13 protein-coding genes are annotated in these 16,912 nt (G+C 62.8%); 7 read left to right on the forward strand and 6 right to left on the reverse strand.

The genetic code is table 11. The annotated features are described in order from the left end of the window. The 3 genes from QMO82_RS19740 to QMO82_RS19750 all read left to right on the forward strand — a co-directional run bounded on the left by QMO82_RS19740 (nt 1) and on the right by QMO82_RS19750 (nt 4,203). Entirely contained in the window at nt 1–1,632 is a 1,632-nt protein-coding gene (locus QMO82_RS19740) for an alpha-D-glucose phosphate-specific phosphoglucomutase (RefSeq protein ID WP_183609492.1), read from the forward strand. Nucleotides 1,633–1,644: 12 nt separating this feature from the next. Then, a complete protein-coding gene (glgX, locus tag QMO82_RS19745) occupies nt 1,645–3,624 on the forward strand; it encodes a glycogen debranching protein GlgX (protein ID WP_183609491.1) in 1,980 nt (659 codons plus the stop codon). Between the two features lie 90 nt (nt 3,625–3,714). After that, on the forward strand, nt 3,715–4,203 hold the full coding sequence (locus QMO82_RS19750; RefSeq protein ID WP_183609490.1) for a MaoC family dehydratase: 489 nt from the start codon (nt 3,715–3,717) through the stop codon (nt 4,201–4,203). 14 nt (nt 4,204–4,217) lie between these two features. On the opposite strand, the gene QMO82_RS19755 is transcribed toward QMO82_RS19750, so the two are convergent. The 5 genes from QMO82_RS19755 to QMO82_RS19775 all read right to left on the reverse strand — a co-directional run bounded on the left by QMO82_RS19755 (nt 4,218) and on the right by QMO82_RS19775 (nt 9,870). Then, nucleotides 4,218–4,619, reverse strand: a complete 402-nt coding sequence (locus QMO82_RS19755; protein WP_183609489.1) for a VOC family protein — start codon at nt 4,617–4,619, stop codon at nt 4,218–4,220. Between the two features lie 45 nt (nt 4,620–4,664). After that, nucleotides 4,665–5,213 (reverse strand): sarcosine oxidase subunit gamma, encoded by a 549-nt coding sequence (locus QMO82_RS19760; protein ID WP_183609488.1) that lies wholly within the window; start codon nt 5,211–5,213, stop codon nt 4,665–4,667. Next, nucleotides 5,206–8,199, reverse strand: a complete 2,994-nt coding sequence (locus tag QMO82_RS19765; RefSeq protein ID WP_183609487.1) for a sarcosine oxidase subunit alpha — start codon at nt 8,197–8,199, stop codon at nt 5,206–5,208. Before QMO82_RS19765 ends, QMO82_RS19760 begins: the two co-directional genes overlap by 8 nt. Next, a complete protein-coding gene (locus QMO82_RS19770; protein ID WP_183609486.1) occupies nt 8,196–8,537 on the reverse strand; it encodes a sarcosine oxidase subunit delta in 342 nt (113 codons plus the stop codon). Before QMO82_RS19770 ends, QMO82_RS19765 begins: the two co-directional genes overlap by 4 nt. 79 nt (nt 8,538–8,616) lie before the next feature. Continuing rightward, nucleotides 8,617–9,870, reverse strand: a complete 1,254-nt coding sequence (locus QMO82_RS19775; protein ID WP_183609485.1) for a sarcosine oxidase subunit beta family protein — start codon at nt 9,868–9,870, stop codon at nt 8,617–8,619. Nucleotides 9,871–10,165: 295 nt separating this feature from the next. Between QMO82_RS19775 and QMO82_RS19780 the strand changes: the two genes are divergently transcribed. After that, complete coding sequence (locus QMO82_RS19780; protein ID WP_183609484.1) at nt 10,166–11,173, forward strand: FecR domain-containing protein; 1,008 nt, start codon at nt 10,166–10,168, stop codon at nt 11,171–11,173. A gap of 6 nt (nt 11,174–11,179) precedes the next feature. Here the strand turns inward: QMO82_RS19780 and QMO82_RS19785 are convergent, their stop codons facing one another. Then, nucleotides 11,180–13,351 (reverse strand): CHASE2 domain-containing protein, encoded by a 2,172-nt coding sequence (locus QMO82_RS19785; RefSeq protein ID WP_183609483.1) that lies wholly within the window; start codon nt 13,349–13,351, stop codon nt 11,180–11,182. Between the two features lie 290 nt (nt 13,352–13,641). On the opposite strand from QMO82_RS19785, the gene QMO82_RS19790 reads away from it, so the two are divergent. From QMO82_RS19790 to QMO82_RS19800, 3 genes are all read left to right on the forward strand, one after another. Beyond that, a complete protein-coding gene (locus QMO82_RS19790; protein ID WP_183609658.1) occupies nt 13,642–15,231 on the forward strand; it encodes an adenylate/guanylate cyclase domain-containing protein in 1,590 nt (529 codons plus the stop codon). Nucleotides 15,232–15,405: 174 nt separating this feature from the next. After that, the gene (rpsU, locus tag QMO82_RS19795; RefSeq protein WP_003542939.1) at nt 15,406–15,621 is read left to right on the forward strand and encodes a 30S ribosomal protein S21; all 216 of its coding nucleotides are present in this window, start codon (nt 15,406–15,408) and stop codon (nt 15,619–15,621) included. Nucleotides 15,622–15,753: 132 nt separating this feature from the next. Then, complete coding sequence (locus QMO82_RS19800) at nt 15,754–16,623, forward strand: tetratricopeptide repeat protein (RefSeq protein WP_183609482.1); 870 nt, start codon at nt 15,754–15,756, stop codon at nt 16,621–16,623. The last annotated feature ends 289 nt before the right edge of the window (nt 16,624–16,912 follow it).

The following is a 16,912-nucleotide window of genomic DNA, read 5'->3' on the forward strand; positions in this document are numbered from 1 at the left end:
ATGATCAAGTCCGTACCCACCACGCCCTATCTGGACCAGAAACCCGGCACGTCGGGACTGCGCAAGAAGGTTCCGGTCTTTCAGCAGCCGAACTATGCGGAGAACTTCATCCAGTCGATCTTCGATTCGCTGGAAGGTTATCAGGGCAAGTGCCTCGTCATCGGCGGCGACGGACGTTACTACAATCGCGAAGTCATCCAGAAGGCGATCAAGATGGCCGCCGCCAACGGCTTCGGCAAGGTCATGGTCGGCAAGGGCGGCATTCTGTCGACGCCGGCCGCCTCCCACATCATCCGCAAATACAAGGCTTTCGGCGGCATCATCCTCTCCGCAAGCCACAATCCCGGCGGCCCGACCGAAGATTTCGGCATCAAATACAACATCAACAATGGCGGCCCGGCGCCGGAAAAGATCACCGACGCGATGTATGCGCGTTCCAAGACGATCGACAGCTACAAGATCGCCGATTTCGCCGACGTCAACCTCGATCGCATCGGCAAGGACGAACTTCCCGGCGGCATGATCCTCTCGGTCATCGACCCGGTCGAGGACTATGCCGCACTGATGGAGGAACTGTTCGATTTCGGCGCCATCCGCAATCTGATCAGCCTCGGCTTCCGCATTGCCTTCGATGGAATGAGCGCCGTCACCGGTCCCTATGCCAAGGAAATCTTCGAAAATCGTCTCGGCGCTCCCTTGGGCTCGGTGCGCAACTTCATGCCGCTGCCGGATTTCGGCGGTCATCATCCCGACCCGAACCCGGTTCACTGCAAGGAACTCTTCGATGAGATGATGGGCGATGACGCGCCCGATTTCGGCGCCGCGTCCGACGGCGACGGCGACCGCAACCTGATTATCGGCCGCGACATCTTCGTCACCCCCTCCGACAGCCTGGCGATTCTTGCCGCCAACGCCAATCTCGCCCCCGGCTATTCCGGCGGTCTCGCCGGCATAGCCCGTTCGATGCCGACATCGGGTGCGGCCGACCGCGTCGCCGAAAAACGCGGCATCGGCATGTACGAGACGCCGACCGGCTGGAAGTTCTTCGGCAATCTGCTCGACGCCGGCATGGCGACGATCTGCGGCGAAGAAAGCTCCGGCACCGGCTCCAGTCACGTCCGCGAAAAGGACGGCCTCTGGGCGGTGCTGCTGTGGCTGAACATTCTTGCCGTGCGCGGCGAGAGCGTCGTCGATATCGTCACCCAGCACTGGCAGACCTATGGCCGCAACTATTATTCGCGCCACGATTACGAAGGCCTCGACACCGATGCGGCGAACGGTCTTGTGGACAATCTCCGCAGCCAGCTTTCCACCCTGCCCGGCAAGAGCTTCGGCAGCCTGAAGGTCGAGAAGGCCGACGACTTCGCCTATCACGATCCGATCGACAAATCGGTGAGCGAGCATCAAGGCATCCGCATCCTGTTCGAAGGCGGTTCCCGCGTTGTCTTCCGCCTGTCCGGCACCGGCACGTCTGGCGCAACCTTGCGCGTCTATATCGAGCGTTACGAGCCGGATTCGACTCGCCACAACATCGAAACGCAGGAAGCGCTCGCCGATCTGATCGCGGCCGCCGAAAGCATTGCCAGCATTCGGGAACGCACGGGACGCAACGCGCCAACCGTGATCACCTGATCCGGGGGGAACATGCGGGGGTCCAGTTCGGCGCAAAGCGGCGCGATCGTCTTCGAGACCGGCGTCGAATTTGCCGTGTGGTCGCATGATGCCGCACAGATCGAACTCTGCCTCTTCGACGATGACGGCAACAGGGAATTCGCGCGCCTGCCGATGGCGCGCGACAGCAACCACACCCATCGTCTCTTCGTCGACGGGCTGAAGCAGGGCGCGCGCTACGGCTATCGCGCCGACGGTATCTACGCGCCGGACAACGGCCTCTGGTTTGACCCCTCCAAACTGCTGATCGACCCCTACGCCAAAGAGATCGACCGGCCGTTCCGCTACGATCCCCGTCTCGGCATCTATGGCGAGGACAGCAAGGATCTGATGCCGAAGGCGATCGTCACCACCGATACCCCAGCCGCAATCGGCAAGCCGCTCTTCAAACCGGGCGGCTTTATTTATGAGGTGGCGGTACGGCCCTTCACCATTCTCCATTCCGATGTGCCGGAGGCAGAGCGCGGCACGGTCGCAGCCCTTGCCCATCCCTCCGTCGTCGCTCACCTGAAGCGGATCGGTGTCGACGCCGTCGAACTGATGCCGATCACCGCCTGGATCGACGAGCGCCACTTGCCGCCGCTCGGCCTCACCAACGGCTGGGGCTACAATCCGGTCGCCTTCATGGCGCTCGATCCGCGGCTGGCGCCGGGCGGCATGGAGGAACTGCGAAAAACGGTCGCCGCTCTCCACGCCGAAGGCATCGCCGTCATCCTCGATCTCGTCTTCAACCATACCGGCGAGAGCGACCGTTACGGAACGACGCTGTCGCTGCGCGGTCTCGACAACCTGCATTATTACCGCCACGCCCAGAATGGGCCGGGTGAACTCGTCAACGACACCGGCACCGGCAACACGCTCGCCTGCGATCATCCTCAGGTCCGACGTCTGATCATCGACAGCCTGCGCCATTTCGTGCTGAACGCCGGCGTCGACGGCTTTCGCTTCGATCTCGCCCCGGTGCTCGGCCGCACCGCGACTGGCTTCGAACGCGACGGCGGAACGCTTGCCGCGATCCTGGCCGACGACGTGCTTGCCGACCGGATCATGATCGCCGAGCCCTGGGATATCGGCCCGGGCGGCTACCAGCTCGGCAATTTCCCCAGTGCCTTCCTCGAATGGAACGACCGGGTTCGCGACGATCTGCGCTGCTACTGGCGCGGCGACGACTGGAAGACCGGCGCGCTGGCCACCGCCCTTGCCGGCTCCTCCGACATCTTCTCCCGCAACGACGGCCGAGAGACGCGCAGCGTCAATTTCCTCGCCGCCCATGACGGCTTCACGCTGACCGATCTCGTCTCCTACGCCGGAAAGCACAATGACGCCAATGGGGAGTACAATCGTGACGGCCACAACGAGAACCATTCCTGGAACAACGGTGTCGAAGGGGAAACCGTCTATCCCTCGATCCGCAAGCGTCGCAAAGACGACGTGATGGCGCTGATATCGACGCTCTTTGCCACCCGCGGCAGCATCATGCTGACGGCGGGCGACGAGGGCGGCCGCAGCCAGCACGGCAACAACAATGCTTATTGCCAGGACAACGAGATCACCTGGCTGGAGTGGAAGGCATTGGACGAGGATCTCGTTGCCCATACCGCCTTCGTCGCAGGACTGCGCCGCCGCTTCACGGTCTTCTCCGAAACGGGCTTCCTGTCAGGAAATGGCGATGTCGAATGGATTTCGCTCTCCGGCGAGCCGATGACCGTTGCCGAATGGGAGACGCCGTCGCTTTCCACCCTCGGCATGCTGCTGTCGACCGGCGACCGTGCCTCGCGTGGCAGGCAGACCCGGCTCGGCGTGCTCGTCAACCGTTCGGGCGACCGCCAATTTTTCACCCTCCCATCCGGGGCTGAGACCGGCTGGCGCCAGCTGACACCGGATGGAGCGAAGGAAATCGGCGACCGCGCGACCGTCGAGCCACGTTCCGTCGCATTTTTTGTAGAAAATTGACTGCCTCCCCTCGCTGGCGCAAATCCTTGTCGCAATCGTCACAAATGCACGATAAGGCTTGGCCGCGGCGGCTTGTTTCACGAGGAATGCATGGGCACGGAAATTTCACTCTCCGACGTGCGGGGATTGATCGGCATGGAAACGGGCCTTTCGGATTGGGTCACCGTCGACCAGACAATGATCGACGCCTTCGCGGCGGCGACCGACGACCATCAATTCATTCACGTTGATCCCGCACGCGCGGCGGCCGAGAGTCCGTTCGGCGGCACCATCGCCCACGGCTTCCTGACATTGTCTCTGCTGTCGACGATGAACTACAACTGCCTGCCGAAAGTGCGCGAGCAGACCATGGGCATCAACTACGGTTTCGACCGAGTCCGCTTCATGACGCCGGTGAAAAGCGGCGCCCGCGTCCGCGGCCGCTTCCTGCTCTCCGACGCCCGATTCCGCGGCGCCGGCATGTTGATGACCACCTATGACGTGACCATCGAAATCGAAAACGAGAAGAAGCCGGCGCTGACGGCAAAATGGATCACCATCATCCAATTCGACCCGAAGGACCGCCCGGAGGACGTGTAAGCACAACGCTGCTCTTATTGCTCCGGCGAATTGAAGACCGCTTCAAGAGCGTGTCCGTCCGGATCGATGACGAAGGCGGCATAATAATGCTCGCCGTAATGGGGCCGCAGACCGGGACCGCCGTTGTCACGGCCGCCATGCGCGATGGCCGCCGCATGAAATCGATCGACCGCCGCTCGGCTTGGCGCGGCAATGGCCAGATGAAAGCCCGGACCGGGCGGACATTGGCCCTCCGGCCGATGCTTGATCGCCAGCTTGTCTCCGCCGCCGGGAGGCCCGTAGCCGACCGCCTGCCCTGTTTGCCCCGGCCGGATATCGTCCCAGACCCTGACATAACCGAGCGCGGCGAAGGCAGCATCGTAAAATGCCGCCGATCGCTCGATATCGGAAACGCCGAGGGAAGCATGATGCAGCATCCACTTATCCCTTGAACAGACGACTATGCAGGAATTGCCCCGGCCTCAATGTCCCGCATCACCGGCCGCTTCGGCCAGCAGCCCGAAGACATAGTCGGAAAACGACCGCCAGCATTCCACCCGGAACGTATCCTCCTCCGTGCGGAGAAGGACGATCTCCGCCTTGCCGAGAATGGTGCGCGACGCGGCGCCGACCGGAAAGGAAGAAAGCGACAGATCCTGCGGGCAGCCGGCCGCAAGTGTGGTTTCGGCGCCCGGTCCCGAGACGATGATCGCGACATTGCGGTGGGAAACGTCGGTCGCCGAATGCAGCGCTCCGGCGCCGGCAAATACTGCCATCAGGTCGGCGCCGGCCTCATCGATCACCAGCCACTCATCCGGCCCGATCCAGAGCGCCGATCGGGCACCGGCCCGGCCCGATGTCTTCGGGGCGGTCGGCACGGACAAGCCGAGAGCGGAGGAAAGTGCTGCAAGCGATTCCGCCGGCGCGCGCAGCGCCACCCGGCTGGCAGCGGGTGCGGTCGTCAGCCGCACCGTTGCGGAGCCGCCGAGACGGCCGGCAAGCGCCGGTTTGCGAATTGCGACATCAGCCATGGATGCGGCCCCCTTCCTTGTCAAAGAATACCAGATCCGTCACTTCGACGGCGATCGTCCGATCCGGCATCGGTACATACAGCGTCTCGCCCATCCGCGCCCGGCCGCCGGCGACCAGCGCAAAGGCGATCGACCTGTCGCAATTGTCCGACCAATAGGCTGACGTGACGTGGCCGAGCATGGTCATCGGCTTCGGCTCGTTCGGGTTCGCGACAATCTGCGCGCCTTCTTCGAGCACCAGCTTTGGATCCTTGGTGACGAGGCCGACCAGCTGCTTGCGCCCGTCCTTGACGAGATCCGGCCGCTTCAGCCCGCGAATGCCGACGAAATCGGTCTTTTTCTTCGAAACCGCCCAGGAAAGTCCGGCGTCATCGGGGGTTACGGTTCCATCGGTATCCTGCCCGACGATGATGTAACCCTTCTCGGCGCGAAGCACGTGCATCGTCTCCGTACCGTAGACGCAGGCGCCGAGCGGTTCGGCATTGGCCCAGACCGCTTCGAGCACCGACGGACCGTAATCGGCCGGCACGTTGATTTCGAAGCCGGTTTCGCCGGTGAAGGAGACGCGGAAGAGCCGCGCCGGCACGCCACAGACCGTGCACTCGGCAACGCTCATATGCGGGAAGGCCTCGTTCGAAAGATCGAGCCCTTCGACAAGCGGCGCAACGATCTCGCGCGCCTTCGGTCCCTGCACGGCGATGACGGCCCATTGTTCGGTCACCGAGGTCAGCCAGACCTTCAGATCCGGGAATTCCGTCTGCAGGTAATCTTCCATGTGATGCAGAACGCGCGGCGCGCCGCCGGTCGTCGTCGTCACATGGAAACGGTCGTCCGCCAGGCGTCCGACGACGCCGTCGTCATAAACGAAGCCGTCCTCGCGGGTCATGATGCCGTAGCGGGCCTTGCCGGGCTTCAACGTGTCCCAGGCATTGGTGTAGATGAGGTTGAGGAACTTCGCCGCATCCGGACCCACCACCTCGATCTTGCCGAGCGTCGAGGCGTCGAAGATGCCGGCCGACTCGCGTGCCGTCCGGCATTCGCGGGCAACCGCCTGATGCATGGTCTCGCCGGCCCGCGGATAGAACCAGGCGCGCTTCCAGTTGCCGACATCCTCGAAAACAGCGCCATGGGCTTCTTCCCAATCATGCAGCGGCGTCTTGCGTGTCGGATCGAACAGCTCTCCGCGCGAGTGGCCGATCAGCGTGCCGTAGGTGACCGGCGTATAGGGCGCACGGAAAGTGGTGAGCCCGACCTGCGGGATTTCCTTGCCGAGCATCTCGGCGGCAATCGCCAGGCCGTGCATATTGGACAGCTTGCCCTGGTCCGAGGCCATGCCGTTGGTCGTGAAGCGCTTGATATGCTCGATCGAATGCATGCCCTCGCGCACGGCAAGGCGGATATCCTTGGCACAGACGTCGTGCTGGAAATCGATGAAGGCCTTGGCGTTGGTCTTCGGGCCGGCGCCCTCGGCGGCACCGATCATGCCGCCCGTCCAGTCATAGGCTTGCTCGGCCGAAATTGCGATCTTCTCGCCGCCGCTTTTGCCGGTGGCCTGCGCCATCAGCTCGCCGGCAGCAAGCGATTCCTCGATCGTCCGCTGGAGGTCGTCGGTGCCGTTGCAGGCGCCGACCGAGAGGCAGTCCTGCGCATAGGAGCCGGGCAGGAAGCGCTGGCTTTCGGCATCGAAGGCCACTTTGCCGCGCGACTGCGAGAACAGATGCACGGACGGCGTCCAGCCGGCCGAAACCAGCAGCGCATCGACCGCAATCTTGCGCGGCGAGCCGCCGCCGTTGCGCGCCACCGTCATCGATGAGATGCGCAGCCGCCCCGCCGTGTTGACGACCGACTGGCCTGTGAGAACATCAATGCCAAGCGCACGCGCCTCTTCCAGCACCGCCGCTCCCGGCGCCTGCCGGCTATCGACGATGGCGGCGATCGAAACACCGGCTCGTTTCAGATCGAAAGCCGCTTCATAGGCCGAGTCATGCGCCGTGTAGATGCCGACCTTGGTCCCGACCGCGACGCCGTAATGATTGAGGTACATCCGTCCTGCCGAGGCGAGCATGATGCCGGGCCGGTCGTTGTTCGGAAATACCATGTGCCGCTCGATCGCGCCGGTGGCGAGGATCACCCGCTTGGCCCGGACCTGCCACAAGCGCTCGCGCGGCAGATCGTGGGAAGGCTTGGCGATATGATCGGTGACGCGCTCGGCAAGACCGACGAAATTGTGGTTGTAGTAGCCGAAGGCGGTCGTGCGGGTGAGCACGTCGACATTGTCCATCGCCTTCAACTGCGCCACGGCCTTCTGTGCCCAGGTATAGCCGTCCTGTCCGTCGATCGTCACGCCGGCATCGTAGCGCAATGCGCCGCCCGCTTCCGCCTGCTCGTCGCAGAGGATCACCTTGGCGCCGGTCCCGGCCGCGGCCAGCGCTGCCGAAAGCCCGGCAATACCGGCGCCGACCACCAGCACGTCGCAATGGGCGTAGCGGCTGGCATAATGGTCGGGATCCTCCTCCGTCGGCGCAACGCCGAGGCCGGCGGCGCGACGGATGATCGGTTCGTAGACGTGTTTCCAGGCGGCACGCGGCCACATGAAGGTCTTGTAATAGAAGCCGGCGGCGAAGAACGGCGACATCAGATTGTTGACCGCGCCGATATCGAAGGCCAGCGACGGCCAGCGATTCTGCGAGCTGACGATCATGCCGTCGAAGACTTCCTGCACCGTGGCGCGCACGTTCGGCTGCTTGCGCGCCGTATCGCGGGCGACGTCGATCAGCGCGTTCGGCTCCTCGGCCCCCGCCGACAGGATGCCGCGGGCCCGGTGATATTTGAACGAACGCCCCACAAGGTGCACGCCATTGGCGATCAGCGCCGAAGCGACGGTGTCGCCTTCGAGCGCCGTATAGGTCTGGCCGTCGAAGCTGAAGCGCGCGGTCCTGGCCGGGGTCAGGCGCCCCTTGCCGACGATACGATTTGCGCCGCTCATTGCGCCTCTCCTTCCACGGCTTCATATGTCTCGACAGGCCCATGCTGCTGGGCTGCAGCCCCGATCTCCGGCTTCGGCTCACCCGCCTTGTAGGTCATGATGAACTTGTCGGTCACGGTATCGCGCGCCGCATTGAAGAAGCGTCCGCAGCCGTGAATATGACGCCACCGTTCGAAGATCAGCCCCTTCGGATTGTCGCGCAAAAAGAAATAGGCTTCGAATTCCTCGTCCGAGATCGAGGCGATATCGGTGGGCCGCGCGATATGCGCGTCACCCGCGCCACGGAATTCGAGCTCGGAGCGCTCTTCCTGACAGTATGGGCAATGGATCAGCAGCATGTAAGTCTCCCGGCGCATAGGGTCGGTGCAACGGGGAACGTAACGCTCCCCCACAAAATCTCGGCCATAATGAACGTCATCAGTGCGCCACCGCCGCCGCCGCCGCTTCGTCGATCAGCCGGCCGGTGCGGAAACGCTCCAGCGTCAGCCCGGCATTGAACTTGTGCGGCTCGTCGCGGGCGATCAGATGCGCAAAGAGATTGGCCGAGCCCGGCGTCGCCTTAAAGCCGCCGGTGCCCCAGCCGCAATTGACGTAAAGCCCGGGAACCGGTGTCTTCGACTGGATCGCCGAACGGTCCGGCGTATTGTCGACGATGCCGCCCCATTGCCGCATCATCTTGACGCGCCGGAACATCGGGAAGAGTTCGCAGATAGCGTCGAGCGTGTGCGTGATGATCTGCAGCCCGCCCGTCTGGGAATAGGAATTATACTGGTCGGTGCCGGCGCCGATGACGAGCTCTCCCTTGTCGGACTGGGAGATATAGGCATGCACCGTGTTCGACATGACGACGCAGGGAAAGATCGGCTTCAGCGGCTCGGAGACCAGCGCCTGCAGCGGGCTCGACTGCAGCGGCACGCGCACGTCGGCCATGTTCATGATGGTCGTCGTATGGCCGGCCGCCGACACGGCGACCTTTTTAGCGCCGATGAAGCCGCGCGAGGTCTCGACCCCGGTCACCCGTCCGTCGGGGCCGCGGCGGATGCCGGTCACTTCGCAATTCTGGATAATGTGCACCCCGCGGTCCGAGGCCGCCCGCGCATAACCCCAGGCGACCGCGTCATGCCGCGCCGTGCCGCCGCGCCGCTGCAGTGCCGCCCCGTTGATCGGGTAGCGCGCGCTGGCCGAGATGTCGAGCGGTGGACAATAGGCCTTCGCCTGCTCCGGCGTCAGCCATTCATTGTCGATGCCGTAGAGCCGGTTGGCATGGATATGCCGCTTGAAGGACTGCTGGTCGTGAATATTGTGCGAGAGCATCATCACGCCGCGCGGCGAATACATCACATTGTAATTGAGCTCCTGGGAAAGCCCTTCCCAGAGCTTCATCGAATGCTCGTAAATGTGCATGCTCTCTTCGTAGAGATAATTCGAGCGGATGATGGTGGTGTTGCGGCCGGTATTGCCGCCGCCGAGCCAGCCCTTTTCGATCACCGCCACATTGGTGATGCCGTGCTCCTTGGCGAGATAATAGGCAGCACCCAGCCCGTGGCCACCGGCGCCGACGATAACGACGTCGTATTCGGCGCGTGGCTCCGGCGAAGTCCACTGCTTCTCCCAGCCCTTGTGACCACGAAGGGCCTCCCTCGCCACGGCAAAAACCGAATATTTCCGCATCCGCCTTCTTCTCCTTCGGGAAAGGGCTGTTCTCCGTGCCCATACAAATCGCAAATCCAAATGCGGCACAACGGCTCTTTTGCGACGCGTAAGAGCTTTGCTTTTGACACTAAACGACATGCCGCCGAAAAGCGCGCGGTTTCGGGCGGCATCGTGCCGTGCCTCCGAAGGCCGTTCGCCAGGATGAGGCAACTGACCTTTCCCGGGCCGCCGACCCGCTCCTAGCCCAAGTGGGCGAGAAGACAAGCAGTTACTAAAATGTTAATCCACCCTATGTTCCCGGGGTTGTTGTATCATGTGGGGTCGGCGTTCATTACTCCAGGCGCTTTGCATCGTGGTGGGCGCGCAACCGGCACTTGCCGCCGAGCCGGTCGGCCAAGCCGTCCTGATCAAGACGGAGGTGACGGGACAGAGCGGCCCGATCGAGGTCGACACCAGCGTTCATCGCAACGAGCGCATCAAGACATCCCCATCCGGGCTTGGCCAGTTCCTGTTTCGTGACGGCACGAAGCTTGCGGTCGGCTGGGGTTCATCGGTCGTGATCGACAAATATGTCTTCGATGATTCCCAATCGGTCAAGAAGCTCACCATCAGGGCGGCAAAGGGGACATTCCGCTGGGTGAGCGGCAGTTCCAACTCCTCGGCCTACCAGATCCTCACGCCCGCCGGCACGATCGGAGTGCGCGGCACCGCTTTCGATTTTTACGTCGGTCCGGATGGCACGACCGCCGTCGTTCTGTTGAATGGCGCGGCCCAGTTTTGCGGTCCTGGCGGCTGCCGACAGTTGCAGCAGCGCTGCGATTGCGTGGTGGCCAAGCCGAACGGCAATATGTCGGCAGCACGCCGGGTCGATCCCAGTGTTCTCGAGACGCTCGGGAATCCCCGCGCCCTCCCTTTCCTCTCCGGCAATCAGCGGCTTGCAGGCGGTATCGGCATGCTCGGCGGCTGTAATATGGCGTCAGTCGCGCCGGAAAGAAAAGACAGACAACGGCCTCCGCCGGCGATTGCGCCCGCTCCGCAAAGGCAGGACCCGCCACAGAAGCAGGCCGAGCCGCAAAAGGAGCGGCCGACCAAGCCCGACAAGCCGCATCACGATAGGCCGTATCACGATAGGCCGTATCATGACACGCCGGATAGGCCTGACAAGCATGAGGGCCATGGCCGCCATGACGATGACGGAAAGCCGGGAAATCACGGCGAGGATCATCGCGGCCACGACCGCGACCATCATGGACATCGCGATCGCGATCATGACAACGATCGGAGCCACGACATGGGGCGGAATTTCAACCGCGGCCGTTGAGGCCTATCAGTCGGCGGCGCTCTTTTCGATCACCTCCGGCACCTCGCGGAAATGATCGGTCCTGCCGGATATGCGCTGGTAGAATTCCGTCAGAGCGCCGGTCACCTGCACCGCCCTCAGCTTTGCCGTACCGATAAGCTTCCGGCTGTTCCGCGAATGCGATTGCAGGGCCTGCATCAACTGTCGATGAATGACTTCGAGCGCGGCGAATTCCTGGGATGCCGCCACCCGTTCATCGCCGACAACAGCAAGGATCTGCGTCCGGCTGCTCTTCCCCTTGAGTGGAAGGGCTCCCGCCTCGATCAGCGCCATTCCCCGCACTGACCGTGCCGTGCTGTCGGAGATGAGGATATCGAAGCCGACTTCCTTGCAGCATGACTCGATGCGGGCCGCGATGTTGACGGCATCGCCGACCGCCGAATAGTTGAAGCGGGTCTTGGCGCCCATATTGCCGACGCAGGCAAGGCCGGTATGGATGCCGATGCCGATGCCAACCTCCTGCTCGGGCCCGAAGCCAAAGGCATCGCCGGCGTTCAATTCGACGAGCGTTTCACGCATGGCAAGTGCGGCGCGAACCGCCTTGGTTGCGTGATCGGCCACATCGACGGGCGCATTCCAGAAGGCCATGATCGAATCGCCGATGAACTTGTCGAGCGTGCCTTCATTGGCCACAACATGGCGGCTCAGCGCATCGAGCAGGGTGTTGAGGAACGCGACGACATCCGTCGGCGCCAGCCGCTCGCTGATTTCGGTGAAGCTCCTGACATCGACGAACATCACCGTCAGCTCGCGGTCGTCGCCGCCGAGGCGCAATGCATCGCGGGTATGCTCGATGCGATGGAGCAGCGATGGAGAAAGATATTGCCCGAAGGCGCGCCGCACCGCCCGCCGCTCCCGGTCGATCACCAGGATTCGGAACGAAGTCGCGGCAAAATGGATGATCGATCCGCTGACGATCGGCGCCAGCGGGTCGAAAAGGAGCCCCGCATAGAGAAACGACAACCAGGATGCCAAAAGTGCCATTGCCGTAATCAGCAGGCCGCAGATCAGCGCGACCGCCGGGCTGACGAAGGTCGTCACCACGACGAGCAGGCATCCGAGTACGGCAATCATCAGGATTTCCAGCCCGTCCGCCCAGTCCGGCCGCGACAGGAACTGGCCGGAGAGGATCTGCTCGACCGCCTGCGCATGCAGCGAAACGCCGGGAACGTTCTCGCCGAGTGCGGTGACGCGAATGTCCTGCAGGCCGGCCGCCGATGTGCCGACGAAGACGATGCTGCCGTCGATGGCGGCCGCGACCTCGGGAGAGGCCCCTTCGGCCGCAAGCACCTGCCGGGCGGATATGTACCGCTCGGCCCGGTCGGGGCTGACATAGAGCCAGAGTTCGCCCGCAGCCGTCAGCGGCACGACGAAATCCCCGATCTTTACCGATGCCATGATGCCGGCGCGATCGGGCGCGCCTGACAAGACATAGGTCGATACTCCCTGCGCGACGCGAAGAGCTTCGATGGCGAGATTGGGATAGAGCTGCTGGCCGTCGGTCAGGAACAGCGGCACCGCCCGCACCACCGGCGAGGGGTTGCCGGGATTGAGGCTGATATGGCCGAGCCCCGCCGCATTGGCCTCCAATTGCGGCCTGAGCGGCGTCGAGGCGCCGAGATAGGGAGGAGCCGAGACGGGGCTTTCGCCTGTGAAGGCGAAACCCGCCTTCACAGGCGGCCGGTATTTGCCCTCGTTGGAAAGGCCAAAGCCGAGGACGACGGGCTTCTCGGCAATCGAGCGGGCGAATATCTCATCATTGTCAGGCAATTTCCTAGCAAGGGAAGGATCGACGCCCGCGACCTCGCGGACGACATTGCGCGGCGACAGCCGGTCCGGCTCGGCGAAAAGAATGTCGAAGGCGATGGCCGAAGCGCCCATTTGAGAAAGCCGGTCCACCAGCAGCGCCATCCGGTCCCGCGGCCATGGCCATTGGCCGAATTCGCGCAGGGAAGCTTCGTCGATGTCGATCACCCGGACAGGCATCGGTTCGAAGGTCCTCGGAACCAGCCGCTGATATTCGTCGAACGTCACGCCGCGGATCAGCTTGAAAATCCCGGGATCGCCTGCCCGCAGGACCGTGAGCAGAGCCACGATCGCCAGGCCGATAACGACACCGATTTGCTGCGCGCGCGTCATCATCTCTCCACGCGTCCCCTCCCTCGGCCGACCGAGTAGAGCGGCCCGCATCTGCCGACAGACAGGCTACGCCGCTTTCGGTCCGAACGCCATTCGCCACATGCATTAGCAGCACGCTCTTTTCAGCCTCCCCGTTCTGCTTTTACGGGGCGGCAGGGAGGTCTCGTCAATCTCGGCCACCCGCCAGTTTTTGGTCGAGCTTTTGCCGGGATGGCAAGGCTTCGACCTTGCCGGGCGCGCGGCGAAATGTTCTTGTAGCGATCGAAAATCGCATGGTTTTTTCGAGAGGAATGGAGGTCGCCTTGATTTCCGAAACCGCCGCGCGTCGCAGCGGCTACTGGCTGATCGTCGTCGTGCTGGCAATGCTCGCCGGGCTGCCTCTGGCCGTCTGGCTCGATATCAGCGATCTCTCCGGAAATACCCTTCGGCGTCAGGCGCGCGACATGAGTTCGCTGATATCGAGCATCCGCTCCTATTATTCGGCCAATGTCGTGGGCCGTGTTCTGGCCGCCCACGCCAGCGGCGCGACCGAAGGCACTGTTGTCTCTCACAACTACGCCAATATTCCAGGCGCCATCCCGCTGCCGGCCACACTGTCCCTGGAGCTCGGCGACGTCATCAAGGAGCAGCAGGCCAATATAACCTACCGTTTCGTCTCCGACCTGCCGTTCAAGAGCCGCGCATCCCACGAGCTCGACGATTTCGAGACGAAAGCGCTCGCCGCGTTGCGCGCCGATCCGCAGCAGACGCTGAACGACCTCACCCGTGTCGGATTGACCGATACTCTGCGATTCATTACCCCCGTGGTCATGGGCCAGGCCTGCGTTGCCTGCCACAACAGCCATCCCGAAAGCCCGAAGACCGATTGGAAGGTGGGCGACGTGCGCGGCATTCAGGAGGTCATCATCAGGCAGCCCTATGCGGGCAACGTCTTCGCCTTCAAATACCTGCTCTGTTATTTTCTGTTCGTCGCCATTATCGGCATCAGCTTCATTCTACTCCAGCGGCAGCAGGCGCGCGCGATCCACAGCGCCAACCGGGATCTGGAAACGGCGAACGAGTTCCTCGCCAGCGTTTCCCTGAAGATTTCGCGTTATCTCTCGCCGCAGATCTACAAAAGCATCTTCTCCGGGCAGAAGGACGTCGTCGTCCATACCGAGCGCAAGCGCCTGACGATCTTTTTCTCCGACATCAAGGATTTCACCGCGACGACCGAGCGCCTGCAGCCGGAAGCCCTGACCGAGATGCTCAACGAATATCTGACGGAGATGTCGAACATTGCTCTGGAATATGGCGGCACGGTGGACAAGTTCATCGGCGACGCGATGCTGGTGTTTTTCGGCGACCCGGAAACCAAGGGTCCGGAGGAGGACGCGAAAGCCTGCCTGCGCATGGCCGTCGACATGCAGCGCCGTCTCGGCGAACTCAAGGACAGATGGCGCAGAAACGGCACCGAAGAGCCTTTCGTCGTCCGCATGGGCATCAACAGCGGCTATTGCAACGTCGGCAATTTCGGCAGCAACGACCGCATGGACTATACGATCATCGGGGCGGAGGCCAACCTCGCAGCCCGGCTGCAATCGATCGCCCAGGGAGGAGAGATCGTCATTAGCTACGAAACCTACGCGCTGGTGAATGAAATCGTCGCGGCCCATTCGCTGCCGCCGATCACGATGAAGGGCATACAGCGCGAGATCGTGCCCTATGCGGTGGATGGGCTGACGCTCGGTGCAGATCATAAGAGCCGCGTCCTCAGCGAACACCTCGCGGGCCTCGACCTGCATCTGGATATGAGCCGGCTGGAGCCTGCCGATCGCCTCCGGGTCAGGTCGGCCCTCAAAGAGGCGATCGCCGCGCTGGACGAAGCCGCGGGATCGTGACCGGATGGGGCAAGCGTGATTTTTCCGCCCGCTTCCCATATCCATCTGGACTTCCCGTACCCGATCTGCTATCTCGCATCACCAATCGCAAGGCTACGGCCGCGCGAACGTTATAGTTTTGCCCCTGGCGCTGCGCCGCCGCAGGCAGCAACCAACCAAAGGAACGTGATTCTCGTGCAGGTACTTGTCCGCGATAATAATGTCGATCAGGCTCTCCGCGCTCTCAAGAAGAAGATGCAGCGCGAAGGCATTTTCCGCGAAATGAAGATGCGCGACTACTACGAGAAGCCGTCGCAGAAGCGTGCTCGCGAAAAGGCAGAAGCTGTTCGCCGCGTTCGCAAGCTGGCCCGCAAGCGCGCCCAGCGCGAAGGTCTGGTCGCAGCACGCTGAGCGTTGCTGTCGTTTTTTTGACGTTTTCAGATGCATTGTGGCGGGGGCGATAGGTTCGCCGCCGCCTTTTTAGTTTGCCGCTGAATCGCATGTCCGCATAGCGGATGTGCCGCATGGGGAAAGCGAGCCCGAATGGCAGTCATCACCTTCAATCCGTCCCGCGCTTGGCGCTTGCAGAAAACCGCCTTCCTGCCGGCTTTGGCGCTGGCGGCAATATTCGGCCTTGCAGGCTGTGAGACGACCCCCACCTCCGATGCGGTCATCAGCATCGACAAGGCGCAGGGCTCGGAAGAGAATATCGCGTCGCTGACGGCTGTTATCAACGCCAACCCCAGGGATCCCGAGGGCTACAATGTCCGCGGCTCCGCCTATGGCCGCGGCGGCGAATTCCGCAAGGCGCTGAACGATTTCAACACGGCGCTGCAGATCAATCCGCGGTTTTTCCAGGCTTACGCCAACCGCGCCCTCGTCTATCGCAACATGGGCCAGCAAGCCCAGGCGATTGGCGACTACAATGCTGCCCTGCAGATCAATCCGAGCTATGACGTCGCCTATATCGGCCGCGGCAATGTCTATCGCATGGCCGGCCAGGACGATCAGGCCTTCAACGACTTCGACAAGGCGATCCAGCTCGGCACCACCGATGGCCGCGCCTATCACAATCGTGGCCTGATCTATCAGAAGCGCAATCAGCAGGACAAGGCGATCGACGACTTCTCGAAAGCGATCTCGCTCGCGCCGAATTCCGCCGAGCCCTATAACGGCCGTGGCATTTCCTATATCGCACTGAACGACGACGACAACGCGTTTGCCGATTTCAACCATGCGATCGAGCTCAACGGCAACATCGCCGAATCCTGGGCCAATCAGGCCCTCGTCTACGAACGCCGCGGCGACAAGGCGAAGGCCGCTCGGTCCTATCGCCACGCGGTCGGCCTCGATCCCAAATACCAGCCGGCTCGCGACGGCCTTGCCCGCGTCGGCGTCGCCCCAGCCGGCTAACGATATGGTCGGGCGGCAGGAGCGATCCTGCCGCAAAAGCGGCCGCACGACCTCAAAACGAGACGCAGCAAAAGATCCGCCGCTCTCGACCACCTGTCATAGTATGTTGCAACCTGCTCTTGCTCCCCCTAACATGGCGCTGCTTCGATAGCCCGCTATCGGGCATTCTAAAACGAGTTGAGGGCGGTTTGCGAGAGATGCGGATCTTTGCTTTCCTGGCCGCAAACGAAAACCGTTGCGGGCCGCGCGCATTACAGCGCCGCGCGTCTTTTCAGACGGGCAAAAGACC

This window comes from Rhizobium sp. BT04 (assembly GCF_030053135.1).
Classification (GTDB): Bacteria; Pseudomonadota; Alphaproteobacteria; order Rhizobiales; family Rhizobiaceae; genus Rhizobium; species Rhizobium binxianense.

Excerpts from the sequence above, each read along its gene's own strand:
- QMO82_RS19740 (WP_183609492.1), top strand. The coding sequence starts at position 1 with ATGATCAAGTCCGTACCCACCACGCCCTATCTGGACCAGAAACCCGGC.
- glgX (WP_183609491.1), top strand. The coding sequence starts at position 1,645 with ATGCGGGGGTCCAGTTCGGCGCAAAGCGGCGCGATCGTCTTCGAGACC.
- QMO82_RS19750 (WP_183609490.1), top strand. The coding sequence starts at position 3,715 with ATGGGCACGGAAATTTCACTCTCCGACGTGCGGGGATTGATCGGCATG.
- QMO82_RS19755 (WP_183609489.1), bottom strand. The coding sequence starts at position 4,619 with ATGCTGCATCATGCTTCCCTCGGCGTTTCCGATATCGAGCGATCGGCG.
- QMO82_RS19760 (WP_183609488.1), bottom strand. The coding sequence starts at position 5,213 with ATGGCTGATGTCGCAATTCGCAAACCGGCGCTTGCCGGCCGTCTCGGC.
- QMO82_RS19765 (WP_183609487.1), bottom strand. The coding sequence starts at position 8,199 with ATGAGCGGCGCAAATCGTATCGTCGGCAAGGGGCGCCTGACCCCGGCC.
- QMO82_RS19770 (WP_183609486.1), bottom strand. The coding sequence starts at position 8,537 with ATGCTGCTGATCCATTGCCCATACTGTCAGGAAGAGCGCTCCGAGCTC.
- QMO82_RS19775 (WP_183609485.1), bottom strand. The coding sequence starts at position 9,870 with ATGCGGAAATATTCGGTTTTTGCCGTGGCGAGGGAGGCCCTTCGTGGT.
- QMO82_RS19780 (WP_183609484.1), top strand. The coding sequence starts at position 10,166 with ATGTGGGGTCGGCGTTCATTACTCCAGGCGCTTTGCATCGTGGTGGGC.
- QMO82_RS19785 (WP_183609483.1), bottom strand. The coding sequence starts at position 13,351 with ATGACGCGCGCGCAGCAAATCGGTGTCGTTATCGGCCTGGCGATCGTG.
- QMO82_RS19790 (WP_183609658.1), top strand. The coding sequence starts at position 13,642 with ATGGAGGTCGCCTTGATTTCCGAAACCGCCGCGCGTCGCAGCGGCTAC.
- QMO82_RS19800 (WP_183609482.1), top strand. The coding sequence starts at position 15,754 with ATGGCAGTCATCACCTTCAATCCGTCCCGCGCTTGGCGCTTGCAGAAA.